Annotated in this window: 21 protein-coding genes and 2 tRNA genes; 7 read left to right on the top strand and 16 right to left on the bottom strand. The window is 42.5% G+C overall.

From position 1 onward, the window contains the following. The first annotated feature begins 202 nt into the window (after window positions 1-202). The 7 genes from rplK (at window position 203) to BKK52_RS10775 (ending at window position 3,457) form a co-directional block, all read left to right on the top strand. Window positions 203-631, top strand: coding sequence for a 50S ribosomal protein L11 (gene rplK / locus BKK52_RS10805; protein WP_007241834.1), 429 nt, complete (start codon window positions 203-205; stop codon window positions 629-631). Between the two features lie 4 nt (window positions 632-635). Then, window positions 636-1,325 (top strand): 50S ribosomal protein L1, encoded by a 690-nt coding sequence (gene rplA / locus BKK52_RS10800; RefSeq protein WP_077419627.1) that lies wholly within the window; start codon window positions 636-638, stop codon window positions 1,323-1,325. A 69-nt stretch (window positions 1,326-1,394) separates the two neighbouring features. Beyond that, window positions 1,395-1,724, top strand: coding sequence for a DMT family transporter (locus tag BKK52_RS10795; protein ID WP_077419626.1), 330 nt, complete (start codon window positions 1,395-1,397; stop codon window positions 1,722-1,724). Between the two features lie 175 nt (window positions 1,725-1,899). Further along, window positions 1,900-1,975 (top strand) — tRNA-Phe (locus tag BKK52_RS10790). Window positions 1,976-1,977: 2 nt separating this feature from the next. Further along, a tRNA-Asn gene (locus tag BKK52_RS10785) sits at window positions 1,978-2,053 on the top strand. 68 nt (window positions 2,054-2,121) lie between these two features. Then, window positions 2,122-2,499, top strand: a complete 378-nt coding sequence (locus BKK52_RS10780; protein ID WP_077419625.1) for a cytochrome b562 — start codon at window positions 2,122-2,124, stop codon at window positions 2,497-2,499. Between the two features lie 130 nt (window positions 2,500-2,629). Next, a complete protein-coding gene (locus BKK52_RS10775; RefSeq protein WP_077419624.1) occupies window positions 2,630-3,457 on the top strand; it encodes a class II glutamine amidotransferase in 828 nt (275 codons plus the stop codon). Window positions 3,458-3,824: 367 nt separating this feature from the next. Here the strand turns inward: BKK52_RS10775 and BKK52_RS10770 are convergent, their stop codons facing one another. The 16 genes from BKK52_RS10770 to BKK52_RS10700 form a co-directional block, all read right to left on the bottom strand. After that, entirely contained in the window at window positions 3,825-4,670 is an 846-nt protein-coding gene (locus tag BKK52_RS10770) for a DNA adenine methylase (protein WP_077478675.1), read from the bottom strand. Between the two features lie 46 nt (window positions 4,671-4,716). Continuing rightward, the gene (locus BKK52_RS14250; RefSeq protein WP_077478677.1) at window positions 4,717-4,839 is read right to left on the bottom strand and encodes a Com family DNA-binding transcriptional regulator; all 123 of its coding nucleotides are present in this window, start codon (window positions 4,837-4,839) and stop codon (window positions 4,717-4,719) included. A gap of 141 nt (window positions 4,840-4,980) precedes the next feature. Then, complete coding sequence (locus tag BKK52_RS10760) at window positions 4,981-5,526, bottom strand: hypothetical protein (protein ID WP_077478674.1); 546 nt, start codon at window positions 5,524-5,526, stop codon at window positions 4,981-4,983. Window position 5,527: 1 nt separating this feature from the next. Continuing rightward, the gene (locus tag BKK52_RS10755; RefSeq protein ID WP_077478673.1) at window positions 5,528-5,935 is read right to left on the bottom strand and encodes a hypothetical protein; all 408 of its coding nucleotides are present in this window, start codon (window positions 5,933-5,935) and stop codon (window positions 5,528-5,530) included. 11 nt (window positions 5,936-5,946) lie between these two features. Further along, window positions 5,947-6,120, bottom strand: a complete 174-nt coding sequence (locus tag BKK52_RS13540; RefSeq protein WP_158076046.1) for a hypothetical protein — start codon at window positions 6,118-6,120, stop codon at window positions 5,947-5,949. A 9-nt stretch (window positions 6,121-6,129) separates the two neighbouring features. Next, window positions 6,130-6,465, bottom strand: coding sequence for a hypothetical protein (locus tag BKK52_RS10750; protein WP_077478672.1), 336 nt, complete (start codon window positions 6,463-6,465; stop codon window positions 6,130-6,132). Next, window positions 6,449-6,949, bottom strand: coding sequence for an enoyl-CoA hydratase (locus tag BKK52_RS10745; RefSeq protein ID WP_077478671.1), 501 nt, complete (start codon window positions 6,947-6,949; stop codon window positions 6,449-6,451). Before BKK52_RS10745 ends, BKK52_RS10750 begins: the two co-directional genes overlap by 17 nt. Then, window positions 6,942-7,559: a DUF4376 domain-containing protein gene (locus BKK52_RS10740; RefSeq protein WP_077478670.1), complete on the bottom strand. Its 618-nt coding sequence runs from the start codon at window positions 7,557-7,559 to the stop codon at window positions 6,942-6,944. Before BKK52_RS10740 ends, BKK52_RS10745 begins: the two co-directional genes overlap by 8 nt. A gap of 10 nt (window positions 7,560-7,569) precedes the next feature. Then, window positions 7,570-8,790, bottom strand: a complete 1,221-nt coding sequence (locus BKK52_RS14245) for a phage tail protein (protein WP_077478669.1) — start codon at window positions 8,788-8,790, stop codon at window positions 7,570-7,572. Window position 8,791: 1 nt separating this feature from the next. Beyond that, the gene (locus BKK52_RS10730) at window positions 8,792-9,382 is read right to left on the bottom strand and encodes a YmfQ family protein (protein WP_077478668.1); all 591 of its coding nucleotides are present in this window, start codon (window positions 9,380-9,382) and stop codon (window positions 8,792-8,794) included. Then, on the bottom strand, window positions 9,382-10,446 hold the full coding sequence (locus BKK52_RS10725) for a baseplate J/gp47 family protein (RefSeq protein ID WP_077478667.1): 1,065 nt from the start codon (window positions 10,444-10,446) through the stop codon (window positions 9,382-9,384). Before BKK52_RS10725 ends, BKK52_RS10730 begins: the two co-directional genes overlap by 1 nt. Window positions 10,447-10,460: 14 nt before the next feature. Continuing rightward, window positions 10,461-10,811: a phage GP46 family protein gene (locus BKK52_RS10720; RefSeq protein ID WP_077475282.1), complete on the bottom strand. Its 351-nt coding sequence runs from the start codon at window positions 10,809-10,811 to the stop codon at window positions 10,461-10,463. Between the two features lie 68 nt (window positions 10,812-10,879). After that, entirely contained in the window at window positions 10,880-11,515 is a 636-nt protein-coding gene (locus BKK52_RS10715) for a phage baseplate assembly protein V (RefSeq protein WP_077478666.1), read from the bottom strand. After that, window positions 11,512-12,657 carry a phage baseplate assembly protein gene (locus tag BKK52_RS10710; RefSeq protein WP_077478665.1) on the bottom strand — a complete coding sequence of 382 codons (1,146 nt, stop codon included), beginning with the start codon at window positions 12,655-12,657 and terminating at the stop codon, window positions 11,512-11,514. The genes BKK52_RS10715 and BKK52_RS10710 overlap by 4 nt, the downstream gene beginning before the upstream one ends. Further along, window positions 12,647-13,981 carry a DNA circularization protein gene (locus tag BKK52_RS10705; protein ID WP_077478664.1) on the bottom strand — a complete coding sequence of 445 codons (1,335 nt, stop codon included), beginning with the start codon at window positions 13,979-13,981 and terminating at the stop codon, window positions 12,647-12,649. Before BKK52_RS10705 ends, BKK52_RS10710 begins: the two co-directional genes overlap by 11 nt. 2 nt (window positions 13,982-13,983) lie before the next feature. Then, on the bottom strand, window positions 13,984-16,344 hold the full coding sequence (locus tag BKK52_RS10700) for a phage tail tape measure protein (protein WP_077478663.1): 2,361 nt from the start codon (window positions 16,342-16,344) through the stop codon (window positions 13,984-13,986). Between the last annotated feature and the right edge of the window lies 1 nt (window position 16,345).

The raw sequence follows: 16,345 nt of genomic DNA, 5'->3' as shown, positions 1-16,345 counted from the left end.
AGTGCGGTTATTTTTTGAGGATTTTCTTTACGAGTCCATATGAATTGCTTGAAAAAGCATCGGGCTTTTTATATAATCCGCACCCTGTTTATAAGCCGTTTATCGGCTTATATTTTTGTGTGGCACGTAATCTTTTATGATCGGTGTCGAAATCATCGGGGAGCTATTTATAGCGTTATCACCCAATTAGAGGAAAACTAAAATGGCAAAAAAAGTCCAAGCCTACGTTAAGTTGCAAGTTGCAGCGGGTATGGCAAACCCATCACCACCGGTTGGTCCTGCGTTAGGTCAACAAGGTGTGAACATTATGGAATTCTGTAAAGCATTCAATGCGCGTACCGAGAGCTTAGAAAAAGGCTTACCGATTCCAGTTGTGATCACTGTTTATGCAGACCGTTCATTCACATTTATTACTAAAACTCCACCGGCTGCGGTTTTATTGAAAAAAGCGGCGGGTATCAAATCCGGTTCCGGTAAACCGAATAAAGATAAAGTGGGTAAAGTGACGCTAGATCAAATCCGTCAAATCGCTGAAACCAAAGCGGCTGATATGACTGGTGCGACTATCGAAACTAAAATGAAATCAATTGCCGGTACTGCCCGTTCGATGGGCTTAGTGGTGGAGGAATAATACGATGGCTAAATTGACTAAAAAAATGAAAGCAATCAAAGCTGGCGTAGATTCTACCAAAGCATACGAAATCAACGAAGCGATTGCCGTATTAAAACAATTTGCTACAGCTAAATTCGTTGAAAGTGTTGATGTGGCAGTAAACTTAGGTATCGATCCTCGTAAATCAGACCAAAACGTACGTGGCGCAACCGTATTACCACATGGTACAGGTCGTGAAGTTCGCGTAGCGGTATTCACTCAAGGTGCAAATGCGGATGCTGCAAAAGCGGCGGGTGCTGACTTGGTGGGTATGGAAGATTTGGCAGAGCAAATCAAAAAAGGTGAAATGAACTTTGATGTCGTTATCGCTTCTCCTGATGCAATGCGTGTTGTCGGTCAATTAGGTCAAGTATTAGGTCCGCGCGGCTTAATGCCAAACCCTAAAGTCGGTACGGTAACACCAAACGTTGCTGAAGCGGTGAAAAATGCAAAATCCGGTCAGATCCGTTATCGTAACGATAAAAACGGTATCATTCACACTACAATCGGTAAAGCAAACTTCTCTGAAGAGCAATTAAAAGAAAACCTTCAAGCATTATTGGCAGCTTTAACAAAAGCAAAACCAGCCACGGCAAAAGGTATCTTCATTAAGAAAGTGAGCATTTCTACCACAATGGGTGCGGGTGTAGCAGTAGATCAAGCATCATTATAATTTTCTAGTTTGATTTTCAAAAACCGTATAGAATTTTGTTCTATACGGTTTTTTGTTTAAGGAAAAAAGATGAACCCTTGGATTTTACTGGCAATTTCCATTTGCTTAGAAATTGCGGCAACCAATTTATTAAAACTCAGTGATGGTTTTAGCAAAATTACACCAACCGTTGGCTCGTTAGTACTTTATGTTATCTCCTTTTATTTTCTTTCGATTATTTTCCGATCGTTGCAGGTTGGATTAGTTTATGCGGTTTGGTCTGGCGTGGGCATTGTGCTTACAGCCATTGTCGCCTATTTTGCTTTTGGTCAGAAAATTGACACGGCGGGCATGATAGGGATTGCACTGATTATTTCCGGCGTGTTGGTGATTAACCTTTTCTCGTCCATATCCCATTAGAAAAGAGCGGTTATTTTTGTATAAGTTTATAAAATTCGTTTTTTTTATAGACATTTTGATTATTAACCATTCAAACACGCTTATTTTTTTACTTTTTTTTAATTTAGTTATTGACCGCTACACAAAAAAATAGTTTAATACGCCCCGTTGTCAGGCAGTAGCCGATAATGATAACGCCTCGATAGCTCAGTCGGTAGAGCAGGGGATTGAAAATCCCCGTGTCGGTGGTTCGATTCCGCCTCGAGGCACCATTTCCTCCTTAGTTCAGTCGGTAGAACGGTGGACTGTTAATCCATATGTCGCAGGTTCGAGTCCCGCAGGAGGAGCCAAATTCTAAAAAGCCGCTAAAGGAATTTAGCGGCTTTTTGCTGTATTAAAAAATTGTGCAGGATATTTTATGAAAAAACTTTTCGCATTATTTATTTTCTCTCTTTTCACCACTTCAATTTTTGCTTCAGAGCATATTAATCTTCGTGATGAAATGATGGTGATGGCACAACGTTTAAATTTTGCTAATCGGGCGAATTCTGTTGAGGAATTTCAACAGAATATGACAGCCTTTATTGAGGCGGCAGAAAAATCTAAAGTGACACAGCCGCCAAAATGGGAAGGCGATGTATCGCAGTTTTCGGGCTATCAACAAGGCTTGCAAAAGGTGATTGATGTGGCAAAAGAGGCTGCAGAGCTCGCTAACCAAAATAAACTTAACGAAGCCAAAGAAAAAATTGGTGAGTTGCCGGAATTAAGAAAAATGTACCATAAATTATATAAATAGTTTCCCGTTATTTTATGTAACATTTTTGTCTAAAAATCTTACCGCACTTCTCTTGAAATTAACCTTGTAATGGTGTTAAATCTGCACGCATTATAGGGTTATTTAATGAATTGTTTTTTAGAAGGATTTTATGTGTCAATTACTCGGAATGAATTGTAATACTCCAACGGATATTGTATTTTCCTTTGAAGGTTTTCGCCGTCGTGCAGGTTTAACCGATTGTCATTCCGACGGTTTTGGGATTGCGTTTTTTGAAGGGCGCGGTGTACGTATTTTTCGTGATAATCGTCCGGCTTCCCTTTCTCCTATAGCGGATTGTGTAAAACAGTATAAAATTAAATCTCTCAATGTTATCGCCCACATTCGTAAGGCGACACAGGGTGAAGTGAATATTGAAAATACCCATCCCTTTATCCGTGAAATTTGGGGAGAGAATTGGGTATTCGCTCATAATGGCAATTTAAAAGATTTACCGGATATGTCGGAAAGTTTTTGCCAGCCTATCGGCTCGACGGATTCCGAAGCCGCCTTTTGTTATATGGCGGAATATTTGAAAAACCGTTTCCGTAAAAAACCGACAGAAATGCAAATTTTCGAAGCTATTCAAGAGGTAACAAAGGAGCTTGTCACCCATGGAACTTTCAATTTTATTCTTTCCAATGGCGAATGGATGATCGCCCATTGCTCAACGAATTTACATTATCTCACCCGTAAAGCCCCTTTTGGCAAGGCACATCGCATTGATGATGATGGCGTAATTGATTTTAATGATTATGCGAAAGAAGGCGATAAAGTTACCATCATTACCACCTTTCCCCTTACCAAAGATGAGCCTTGGACTAAAATGGAAAACGGGGGTTTTGTCTTCTTTAAAGAAGGAGATAAAGTTGCAGAAATCGTGGGTGTTGCAAAAGAAATGGAAGATGACGGCACACTGGGTTTGCATAAAGCGGCTTAATAGCAGCCTTCAAAAATGGCTGTAAAAATCTCTATTTCTACAATTTAAAAAGGAAGCAATTCGCTTCCTTTTGTATTGATAACAGTTTTGTCTAAAAATGATTTTTAGATAATTTCTACCATCCCATAGCCCATTTTTCCACTAAGAAATCAATGGCAGCGCGGACATTTTTAGCGGTTTTTTTGGTTTGTGGATAGAGGATAGTGATGTGAATTGGCGAGGTTTGTATAAATTCGCCAAAATTTTTGCATAAAATAGGGTTTTATTTTGCATAAGCCTCTTCCAACTTTTATGCAAAATAAATGACCATTACAATAACCAAAAACGCCCTTTAAATCATCATTAAAGGGCGTTTAAATTTTAAAGGTTAAAACTTATAAACCATATTATCTTCGTATCGGCCGTTGTAATTTGCATTTGTCTGTAATGTAATACGTTGATACTCCTCAAATGCCTGCCAATTATCCCACTTATCACTCACCATTGCGTCAATAAACCTGATAAATTCGGACTTAGTGCTACTGAAGAACAAATACGGCGGTCTTGTTAAATGTATCAATCGAAGAAAATCAACTAAGTCAAAGTATCTTGCTTGCTTGTAGCTTTCTTGCTTCGTACAAAGGTAAGGGGGATCTAACACAAACAACGCTTTCGGGTTATCAGAATGCTTAGGAAGCAGTGTATGAAATGACTCTCGAATTACCTCTACGCCCTCTAAATAGCCGTTAGCCTTTGGATAATCACTTTGTCGAATGCAGTGCCAAAAGTCTTTACTAAATAGTTCATCAAGTGTGCTGACCTGATTACCGCTAAATAATAACCAACTTGCCAAGCTGTTTAAGTCTTTATATCCATCAAACTCTTGAATGATTTTGACGCATTTTGCCTTACATTCCTTCGTCATTCGCTTGTTTTTTGGCGTAGCGTTATCAACTGTAGCATAAAGTTGAGAGCGTAATGCGTTGATATCGTCAATATGCGCTAATCGCTCTGCATAACCGTCAAAATCGTTATAGATGACATGAGCTTTAGGTTTTAATTGTTTTGCTGTATGGCTTAGCAACCCTGACCCGCCAAAGGCATCAATAATTATCCAACCATCACCGTTACCGGGGATATTGTCATTTAAGACCTGCTCAAAATGTTTTAGAAATTGTCGTTTTTGACCGACAAATGGTAGAGGGGCTTGTTTAAAGATTTTTTGATTTGCCATAGTTAATCTCCTATGGCATTCCGGCACTCAAGGTGCTCCGATACTCTTACTTGTTAAATTGATTTAAAGTTTTACAACGTACACATTTAATTTCTAAATGTTGTATATTTTCTGCTCGTTCGAGTAGTTTTTTACAGCACTTACAGCGGATTTCTTTTAGTTTTTGCATATTAGCATTCCCCATTTTTAATGGTTTTGTTAAAATCCGCACGCCTCGCGAGGCAGGCGGCAGATGGCTATATGCAAGGCAGCTTTGCGTAGCTGGCACGGCAGGTGTTACCGCACCTACCGTGTCGCCGTCTTCACTTTTTTAAATCTTAACCGCCCCTAAATCCAGTGCGGTCTGCTCATTGACAATCCCCAACGCATACAATGTCCGTAAGAAAAACGGTTGTCCCCGCTTCGACGGGCCACTGGTGTCGGTATTGCTGAACATTGCTCTAGACCAGTTAAATTGAGCCGGGTCTTGAACCGGGTTTTGTACAACCCAATCTACTCCCACAAAACGAGATATCCCATTTAGCCCGGATAAATCCGAAAGTGTGATTAACCCTCGGCTTAACCATAAAATAGTTAAAATCGGGTCATACTCACTCGGTGAACCCGCCGCTGCCCCATAAGGCTCGCCTTTGTGAGGTGAGTAGGGATAGATTCGGGAGTAAGTGGGCGGTATGGGTAAGGTGCATCCATTATCAAAATGGATAACACAGGTAGAGGCTTGTCTATCCACTGCAAAGGCACAAGGCCTATGTCGTGGCGTAGCCGTTGCCCCGGTTGTGCCATTAGATTGTTGCGCTTTGAGGCGGTAGACCTCTAACGCAATTTTTTTTAGCGCATCTAAAATAGATTGATACACATTAAGCCCCCGTACTTAAGATACGCTCAATCACCTTTGGTAGCTCTTCAAAGCCGCTATTGGCCGTTTCCAATGTGGTGAGCCTTGTTTTGACTACTGACACTTCGGTCAGTAATGCCGTTGCCGCACTCTCACCGGATTTAAGCCGTTCACCTACTTCCGCAAAGGTGTCCAAAGCGGTATCCGCTCCATCAACCAATGCAGACACTTCCGCTTTAGCAATGTTTCGAGCCTGTTCTTCGGTGATGCCACTTGTGGCAGTCGGTCGACTTGCAATCTCGTTGATAGCTCCAACGACAGTTTTGTTGATGGTACTAAGTTCGGTGGTTGCTCCGATTTTTTGCTTAACACTAAAAACATCGGTAGCAATTTTTTTTAGTGCAATAAAGATTGGATTTTTTTCTAACATTTTTACCTCTTTTACCCATGATGTAACCAATGTTCAACAAAGTCTGGTAAGGGTGTCAAATCTACCTCATCACACTTTGTGATTTCGGTGGCGTTGATTTTTACCTCAACTTTGGGTGTTGATTTTGGCTTGATAGTGATGTTTTGATTGTTGGATTGTTTTACCTGCACGCACATCTTACGCATAATGTGCTCCTAGATTTTGGTGATGTCCGCTGTCAGGGTGATAGTGCCTGCCAATAAGGTTTTGACCTTGCCTTGTGCATCGGTAATTTGTAAATCGTACTTAGCCGATTTCCACTTGGCCTGTGCGGTTAAATCGTGATTAAAATGCAAGGTGATGTCGTTATTTTCGATGCTGATAGAGCCATCATCGGTTGATAACCGCAACACCACCTCACGATTAGCGAGAGCGTGCAAATCTGCCCGCAAGCCCTCTAATGGCAATGCCGCCCCGTCATCATCGGTGATGGATACGGTTATCTCTGTATCATCCCCCCGATAAAGGGCAATATCATGTTTTTCCGGCATGCTTGCCTCCTTGATACATCGCCGCCAACTGATTCGGGCTAAAACGCCAACCCTCTTCGCTATTTTTGAGTGCGTTAAAACACCATTCCGAGCAAAAATATTTACTCCTTTTTTGCTTGATGCCTAACGCAATACCAATTGCACCCCACCAGTCATATTTTGCGCCCGAAGTGCGGTCAAAATAGGCTTTGATTTGCTCCTCGGTGACATTATTGAGTGGGATTAAATCCCATTTGGTGCTATCGCTCACATCAATCTGTTTTAGGCGGACACCGCCGTCTTGGACTGATGATGAGTAGCAATCCCACACGGTTTGATGCTCATAATGATGGCCGTGAGTAAATTCGGTGCGTTGCACAGCGATTTCGCAGTGGCTGTAAATGCCCTTTGTAAAAAAGCGGGTGACCGCATCGGCAAGCGCCTTAAACGGCTCTTTACGCCATGAACGTTTGTGTTTATAAAATGCCAAATAAACCTTATTCATTGCCTGCCTCCGCAAATGTTTTCACCCAACCTGAACTAAAATCATACTCAAGTGGATTTTCCGCTTGTTCCATAAGGGCTTTATGCCGTTCCGCATTCATAAAATCCACCTGCTCGTCTAAAATCATTTGCAATGACAGCTCATCTAAAATCGCTTTAGTGACTTCCACAAAGCTGTTATCCATGGTTTTCCACATCAAATTCGGCGGTAGTGCGTCTAATGTGCGTAAAAAGGTGTATTGCTGACGGCTTTCGTCGTTGCTGTGAAACCACTTGCCGATAGATTTTACATACACGCCACCTCTTAGGTTGTCATAGCGTTTCTGCTTGATTTTTTCCCACATCAAAGCTCGTTGTTCGTTCAAAAGTACGGTTAGTTTTTCCGGTGTGATTTCCCACTTTCCGTTTTTTAGGTTGTGATATTTACTCGGCGCAGGCACAGCCAATATTGGTTTTCCTTTCTCATTTTCAGTAATTTGCCAACCTTGTTCTTGACCATCTAATAAAGCCTGATATTCACCAGCCGGAATCTCAATCTTATCGCTGGGTATATCATCGCCATGGATTTCAGATACATAAAACCCTTTTGTTTTTGGTGAATAAAAAATCATAATTAAATCCTTAAATGCCTATTGCAATCACTCGGTAAGCGGTCTGATAGCGACCCCAAAATTGGGTGTTGGTGTAAAAAATATCTACATCGTAATTAGCATCTCCATTACACGTTTGTGATGCCGCCACTGAAAACACTTGTCTAAACGCAATTGGGAAATTATTTTTAGTGCTACCTTTTCCACTTGCCCACTGAATTAATAAACCGTTAGGTAATTTAGTCCATCCGTTAGCTGATAAATTTTGAGTAAAATCTTCAACCAATGCCACCGTGCCGGATTTATTTTTCATAAAGACACTTGCACCACCTTCGGTGACAAATTTCCATCGTCTATCAGGGAGCGCCTCGGCTCTTGCCCAATAGTTACCTGATGAGCCTTTCCGTTGGATATGTAAGCCTGCATATGCGCCATCATTTGCTGTCACACTTACATATCGTTGATTGGTGTAATGGAGTTGGCCTAATTCAGTGTTATCAATTTTTAAATCAAGGTTTCCATTGCCATTCCAGCGTAACTGGATGTTGTGGTTGTTTCCAATGCGTTTGATGTAATCATTGCCTTTTTTAAACTCATTTAATAGGTTATTTACCCAACTTTGATATGCGACTATATCCCCTTTATCACCAATATGAGGGAATGATAGATAAACAGATGTGCCGCTATTGGGCATCCATTTCATATTAAATCGGCGATTGCCCGCAGTATCGGCAGCAGGATTAACTTCAAGTTGCCATACACCATGAGCGGCATCAAATTGATATCCAGCCCAACCTCTACTTGATGAATAGGTGGTTTTTAAATAACCATTTAAGGTTTGATTGCCTGTTTTTTTGAGAGTGGCGCTATCTACTTCGTTGGCTTTATTGAGTGCATCAACACCCTTGTCATAAGCAGTTTTCACGGCTTTTGGCGTTGCCGCCTCGGTTTCTGACGTGCTGTTTGTAGCGGAGTTAAGCTGTACGATACCTGATTTTTTGGTTGTAGCTGATTGTCGATTATCCTCAATGATTTTCACAATCGCTTGATAGAGTTGTGTTTTCGTTTCCGCTTTAGGGGTAAATCCTGCCTGTTGCAACACATAATGCGCTTCTTCTTGTATATCACGAATACGATCTTGTACATCATTAAGCCAAGTATCGGTCACACGAGTGCCTTGTTCACCCGTTGCCGGATTACCGTTATGGAAACGCTTGTCGGCAGAATTAATTTCAGGTAATAAAGTCTTCATCTTAGTTATCTCTATAAGCAAAGTAGCAATAAGTGTGAGCCGGTTTTAAATCTTTGAAAAATTCTTCAATGATAGGGTCACCAAACTCAACCAAATGATTACCGGCAAATGACTGACCGGCACGGAAATACACAATATTGTCATCACCGTTTAACACCTCCACCCGCCACATAAAAATCAGGTTTTCGTTAGGTTCATTACGAAACTGAACAATATCACCGGGATTAGGTAAATCATTTTGTAACGGGGAAAATTCTTTAATTTCAATTTGATAGCCAATGCTTTCTGCAATATGCTTAAAATAAGGAATAGACAAACCACCCACGGCGTTAAGTTGGACGATGACCAGCTTAACCCGCTCTTGATAGTTTTTAGAAAAATCGGTTTTAATCCCGCATAGCCTTTCCCAATCGGCGAGCATTGAATTTGAGGTAGCAGGCTCAATAACACCTAGCATTTCAATAGCACTTTGTTGCAAGCGGTCAAATGCGTTGCCGTCCACTTCACATTGCGCTAAAAAGCGTTCACCATTAACGTTATAGGACACTGGGGGATAGAGCTGCGAAAGCACTTTTTTATGCTCAACTTGCATTATTCCATCTCCGTCACAGTGATTGTTCCGAGCCTAAACCACTCAATTTTATTGACGACATCTGCCTTACGGTTTGTTGTCGGAGTTGTAAATTTACGGTCAACTACACCAATAAGATTATTCACCACGGCTTCACATTGCGACACAATCAAATCATCACCGGGGATAAGCGTATTAAAATAATCAGCAAGGGCGGTCGAAACAGCCGTTTTGATTTCCTCTAATGTCACTCCCGTTGTTTTCACCTGAATCGTAAAATTGACTTTCGTGACATCCGGTTTCACCACTTTGCTTTCTTTTGTCGTCACCGGGCGCACATCATCAATATATTCTTGGCAACGCTGTACCGTTTCATCACTAGGGATGTTATTGTTAGAGGTGATCGCAATATCTACCGTGCCTAAGCCTCGGCGTAAGGGATAGACATAAGCGGCATCCACGCCATCTACTGATAACGCCCATGTGCGATAATCATAGCGATTGCCACCCGCAGGTGGACGACGAATAATCTCAAGTAAACGGTCGAGCAAAGAGGCATCGGATTCTGCGTCTGTTGCCCCAATCACCTCATTTAAGGTCAAATCGGTTTGTACCCCGACGGGTGCTGCCATAAAGCTGGCCGGCGTTGCGTGGTTAATATTTTGATTAGCGCCTGTGGCAAGGCTACGCACCGGTACAACAATAAAACCTTCTTGGGAAATGACCGCACTTTCTGTGGTTTCATAAAAACGGTTATCTTCTGTTTTGATTTGTAACCCGGCTTTAATGACGGCATCAGGTTGACCGATGATAGTTGCACCACGCCCGCTTGCATAGGTGGCGTTTCTACGCCGAATCCCACGCAAGCCTGCGTGTTTTTCAAGAAATTCAGTATCAGCGGTATCGGGAAAAAATTGTTTGATGATCCATTTTTGATGGGCATAAATGTTTTCTGCCACAGCAGCAAGACTACTTGCACGAACATAATAATCACTGTCCTCACTCACATCAGCTTGTGGCTCAAGTGATTTCACATCACGCAAAATGGCCTGACGAATATCATCTAAACTCGGTACGATAAACATTGTTTAAACCCCATTTAAATCACGCTTACGGGGTGTTTAAAATGATAGGTATCGCCCCGGTTATCACGAATGGAAATATCAAGAATCACTTTCCCGTCATGAGGTTGAGTATGGTTAACAATAATTTCTTCTGCACGCCCGTCATCAATCAAAGGCTGCAAAGCTTCTTCGGCATATTGTTGGGCAATCAACCCCACACGGGATAAATCTTTTTCTCTTGGAATAAGGTGGAGCAGAGAGCCTACACGCCCATCTGCCCACCAAGAGCCTAAAGGCGTAGTCAACCTGATATACGCTGCGTTTTGTAGCGTACTGATTTGTTTATTGGTATAGTCCCCAGTAAGCGGGCTGATCTCTCTGTCCATGACGACAGATTAAAAGATGGGAATACAAAAAAGGTGGTGAGGGAGTTCCACACCGCCTTTTTAAGGTGTTATTGAGGTTTATCGGTCATACCGCCGCTATCACCGGGATGTTTATGATCTTTTAAGGATACCGAACCGGCTTTTACATCACCGCTCGTGGTAAAATTACCATCCTTTTGTTCAACATTGCCGGTGAAACTAGCACCACTGCCACCTTGCACGGCCATCCCTCCATTGCCATTGATTTGTCCCTGTGCAGTAAATACCTGATCCGTTTCCACAAGCGGACTTGAAATATCTACCTTACTTGTCGCTTTAATTTTTAACACATCACAATCAATTTCAATGAGTCGTCCTTTTTTCAGGATAATGCTTGAGCCACTTTCATCATACACTGCCACCTCGCCACCTTGCAGACTTTTTACCCGGAAAGCTCCATTTTCAGTGGCAATCACAATGCCATGGCTGGTTTGGCCGCCCATGGGTAAAATCACCGCTTGCGTGTTAGCCGGCGGTACGGACGTAAAACCAAAATGTTGCATCAGCTCCACATCTTGCAATGTTTCATCCGCAAGACCGGATACTTGCACTTTCTGAATATTGTCCGCACTTTTAACTAAATTCAACACACCACGAAAGGCTTGGCGAATATCACTGATGGCATTCTGTGTTCTTTGCTGAATAGCTTGGGTTAATCGTCTCATTTTGCCCAGCCTCCTTTTCCATCAGTTGCAATCAAATCGCCCTCTGATTTTTTCTTCTTGCCTTTTTTGCCTTTACGTTTACGGGCTTTTTCCGCTTTTGCCTCATAAGCATCCGGTGTCCATATACCATCTTGCTTAAACCGTAGCTCGGTTTGTGTGCCATTATGGCGACTTAAGCTAAAACGCCGCCCCATCAAGAAAAAGATGGCATCAATGTCATATTCTTCACAGATGATATGTACTCGTTGTCCCGGTTGCCACAATGTCCCATCTTGCATTTTATGATCGGGGACAACAATAGTGAGGGTAAATCCCTCTAACTGACTGTCTGAAATATACTTTTTCGCCCATTTTTTTAAGGCTTCTAAATTATCAACATCAGACACCACCACGGTTTTCGGCTTATAAGTCGTCATTTCCGCATCTTGATAGATCCATTTCAAGTCATTTTTGTTATCCGTGCCTTGCTTGCCGTGGCTCTGCGCTAAAAATGTCACCTCGCTGAAACGATTGGAAACATCAAAGGTTAAATTGGCTTGTTCAAAATTATTACGCTTACCGTCTTTCATGCAACACAATGTCGCTACCGGTGGCTTGCTATAATCGGCTCCGCCCACAATTAACACGCCATTTGGCTCAAACCAAATATGCAACCCGGCAGAATTGGCACAACGCATTGCCGCATTCCAAGCCGTTTCGCCCACTTCAATATCCACTTTATCCAAGGTAGGGTTGTTTTCTGCTTTGAGTTGTACCTGTTTAATGCCAAGCGGCTCAACAATTTTCTTCACGGCATCTAATACCGTCATGCCTTTCACATTAGTGATAGGAGCCGAACAATCAACCAAAATGCTCGCCCGATCACGACCATTTAAACGATAGCTACGAGACGTCTTACTAATAGCGTGTTGTGTTGTATCGACAATGCCGGTCATCACCAATTCACCATTAATTTTTACTTTCACTTCGCTCCCTGAAAAATCCGGTAGCACCGTGCTATTTGACGGCACGCCTAAATCAAAACTAAAGGCATCGGCAGGAATCAAAAAGTCACTATCAATATCATAGCTTTTCCAGCTGTTATGGGCTTTGCCGTCTATTTCAACCACTACATCATTGTGATAAGGGTAATTATTTGACATAACTATTCAGCCACTCCCCACGCTCAATCAAATTTGGATAACGGATTTGCGGGTTTAACCGCAATAATTCATCAGCACGTTTATAATCGCCATAAAACTCGTGGGCAATCTGTTGTATTGTGCCGTTTATTGGCGCTTCTCTCACCATTAAAGGCGGTTTGCGATTAATCGCCGCAATAGCAAGCTCGGTGAATTGATGGACTTTATTGCGTAATTGCTCTGCGGTCTTATTTGCAGCCGTATAAAACCCGGTATTGGGTGTAGTGAGTACCACAATACGTTCACCTTTATGCTCTTTATCTGTTTGCGCACGCAGTAATTGCAAATTCTCTACAATTTGTGACCGCACTTTCGTGGTGATGTAATCAATATCTTGTGGCAATAATTCATCGTCTTCCATGAGTTCTGTGGCAATGCGCAACAAAACTGAACTTACAGCTAATTGCATCACTAAATGTACCGATTCCGTATCGGCCTTTGAAAATGATGTGGTTAAAGACTTCAATGTAGCTTGTTCTTTCGCCGATTTAATATTTTTACCGCTGACTAAATCAACAGGAATGGTTTTAATCTGGCGAATGGTGCGAATTACCTCATCAAATTTCGCTTTTGTCGTTAACTCTTGTCGTGTCGCAATTTGATGCAATCCACTATCAATCATCAGTACTAAATCACGCACTGAACGAGTTGCTTTAGCCTTAAAGTTTTCTTTTGTGACGACCGGTGATACCGCATAACGGGTTTTATCAAAATCAAATAAATGACGAATCTGCTCAAAACAACCGAATATTGCCCCATAAACACCTTGCAACCGAGATTTCACATTAGCTCCAAAAGCGACAATCTCTAAAAATTCGCCGTAGAGTGTCATTACATCATCGGTAAAGTCCTCTAATTCCGAGAGCAAGGTATCAATTTTCGCCAGCAGGGAATGATTAAAGATAAAAATAGGTTTAGCCGGTGTGGATTCGATAAAGGTCAAATCTAATGCTACATAGTCAATCATATCGGCTTCATGGCGGAAATTTGCCCCGGTGCAAATCATATTTTGCAAACGACCTCGAATCGGGTGTACTAGCGTGGCCGCTCCTTGTTTTTCAAGTACACTTAAAAAACGTTTAAAATCTGTGTAATAGCCATCACCATAAAAGATCGCTTGCATTCGCACGGTCAATGGGTTTAACCCCAAATCTTCTACATCCGCCCCATTAACAAATGGGTAGGCGTGCTCAATGGTGGAACGGTAAAAATCATCATCCACAGAAAGCACTTCAAAACGCACACCTCGGAAACTGGCCCGCTGAATCGGCTTCGTCCATCCCATATTTACCCCCAACGTTTTACATCTTGATATTGATATTCAGACGTTTGTTCCGCCACGAGCCGTCCGTCTAAATCCACTTTAATTTGGTTTTGAATGGTGAAATTTTGGCTCTCAATCGCTGTTTTAAGCCCATCACTAATGGTTTGCCCAAATTGCTGAAAATCCGTTTGATAGTTAGATAGCACCGATAAATTGCTCAAGGTGCGGTTTAGGGCAGAATCCGTGTCATTGGCGGCGTGAGCGAGGCCTGAATAAGCTTGCCCTTGATTGCGAATATCCGCCATTCTGGTCGCACTTTGACGTGTGCGAGCTTGATATTCTGCTTGTGTTAACGTGCCTCGCTCAACACGCAAAGCCGCTATCTCATCTTTGCGTGCTAATTCTGCCACCTCACCGGCACGGGAGGCCGTTGTCCATATTGAGTTTTTGTTATAACCGGTTGTCGACGGATTGTATTGAAAGGTCTGTTTTTTATCCCCGCCATAGGCTTTCGCATAAAATTGGTTTTCTAAGGCTTTCTCTTGTGCGGTTTTCCTTTCTGCCTTTTCTTCAGCTTTGGCTTCCTCAATGGGGCGTTGATCAGCGGCAATCATCAAACCTGTTCCAACAATAGCCCCAGTTGAAATAAAGTTTTTAGCAAGATTTCCTAAACTAGGTTTTCCTTTAAAAAGGCCTTTAGTTTTTCCCCCTTTACCAAAATCACTGGCAAGATCTGCTACATCACCAAGTCCAATACCACTACGCTTTGCTCCTAATAATGCCAATGCACCACTTGCTGCAATCGCCGCTGTACTTAATGCGGTGATCACCGTACCGGCGGTGGTTAAAGTGGCCGTTAAATCCGGATAGGTTTTTGCATATTCGGCAATCTTGGTTGCAGCCTCTCCTAATGCATTATTAAAGCCTTTCATGCCTTCCATTTGCGCAAACTCTAAGGCATTTTTCGCATTTTCAACTTTTGCACTGTTAGTGTCTTGTATAACTGCATGAGATGTATCCACCGCCCCCTCTGCATTACCCACTTCTTTCTTTACCTCTGAACCTAACTGCACATTGTTACGAATACCAAGTAATGCCATCAGTGCTTGTCGGTCAGAAATAATTTGCCCGATAGCCGTCCCTTCCACCAAGTTTGTCATTTGCTCCAACAAGGCTTTCTGTTCTTCTTTTTTGGCGGTTTTTAATTTTGCTTGAAGGGATTTGTAACGGTCATCTTCACCTACCACCATATCCATAATGGAACTAAAGGCTTCAAGTGAGTTTTTGCCCTGTTTCTTTTCATTTTCCATTGACTTAATAAAATCAATACCGTGGGTTTTACCGTCTTTGCCTTTAATCTTGAGTTTTTGGAAACGTTCGTTAGTTTCTTTTGAAGTAATTTTTGCCAGTAAATTAACAAGGTTATTTCCCGCCTCATCACTTGTCCCTGCTGTTACACGGGCTTGTTGGTTGGCCACTAATAACGCTTCAAACCCTTCCATACCCGAAAGCCCGGCGGATTTTGCTGCGGCCATTTGTTGTGGTAGCCAACGAGCCATATCGGAAAGCTCAAAGTTACCGGCTTGTCCGGCGGCAACGGCTTTATCCAATACCGCACCAATCTGATCTTCACTGATACCAAATTGCTGCATTGAGGAAATCGCAATTTTCGCCAAATCATTCGTATCAGCACCGGTCGCCACCGCCGCCTTTTGTAAAGTAGGTAATAATTTCATGGCCGTATCTGATTTCACTGCACCGGAGGCAAGCATCGTATCTAATGCCCCCAAAGCGTCTTCTTTCGTACCCCCGCCAGTTTCAACCGCACGTTGTACGGCTTGATGTAATTCTTTTTTGCCTGCAATTCGTCCTGCTACATCACGATCTGAAAAGGCAGTATTAGATACCATGGCGAGGCGACGGTCATAATCCATCTCTTTTTTCATCGGTTGAGCCATCACCATTGCGCCTGCCATTGCACCCGCACCAATACTTGCCATGCCTCGCCCAATATTACCTAGCCGTTGCCCCATAGTGGTTTTGCCCATTTCCGCATTCAACGAGGCGATTTTACGTTTTGTTGCCTCAGCTTCACGGGCGAGGGCTCGTGCAGAAAGCACACCACTGGCTTTCAATTTATTGTAACTTGCAATGGTTTGTGCGATTTCTGCTTGAATCGCATTCTCACTACGAATCCCCAAGCGTTCTCGTGCACGCATTGCCTCTTGCACACTCTGATAGCTTTTTTGTGTTACTTGCGCAGTCCGTTGAGCATGGCGTTGTTGCTCATCAGCCATTTTATTGACATTACCACGCATTTGATTAATCACACGGCTGGCATAATCTTGTGCTTTTAATGCCAACGCCAATGTCATTTGTGCCATG

The sequence above is a fragment of the Rodentibacter trehalosifermentans genome (genome assembly GCF_002000545.1).
In the GTDB taxonomy this organism is placed as follows: Bacteria; Pseudomonadota; Gammaproteobacteria; order Enterobacterales; family Pasteurellaceae; genus Rodentibacter; species Rodentibacter trehalosifermentans.
Note: the sequence above shows the minus strand (reverse complement) of the source record. Positions and strands in the feature narration are given on the sequence as shown.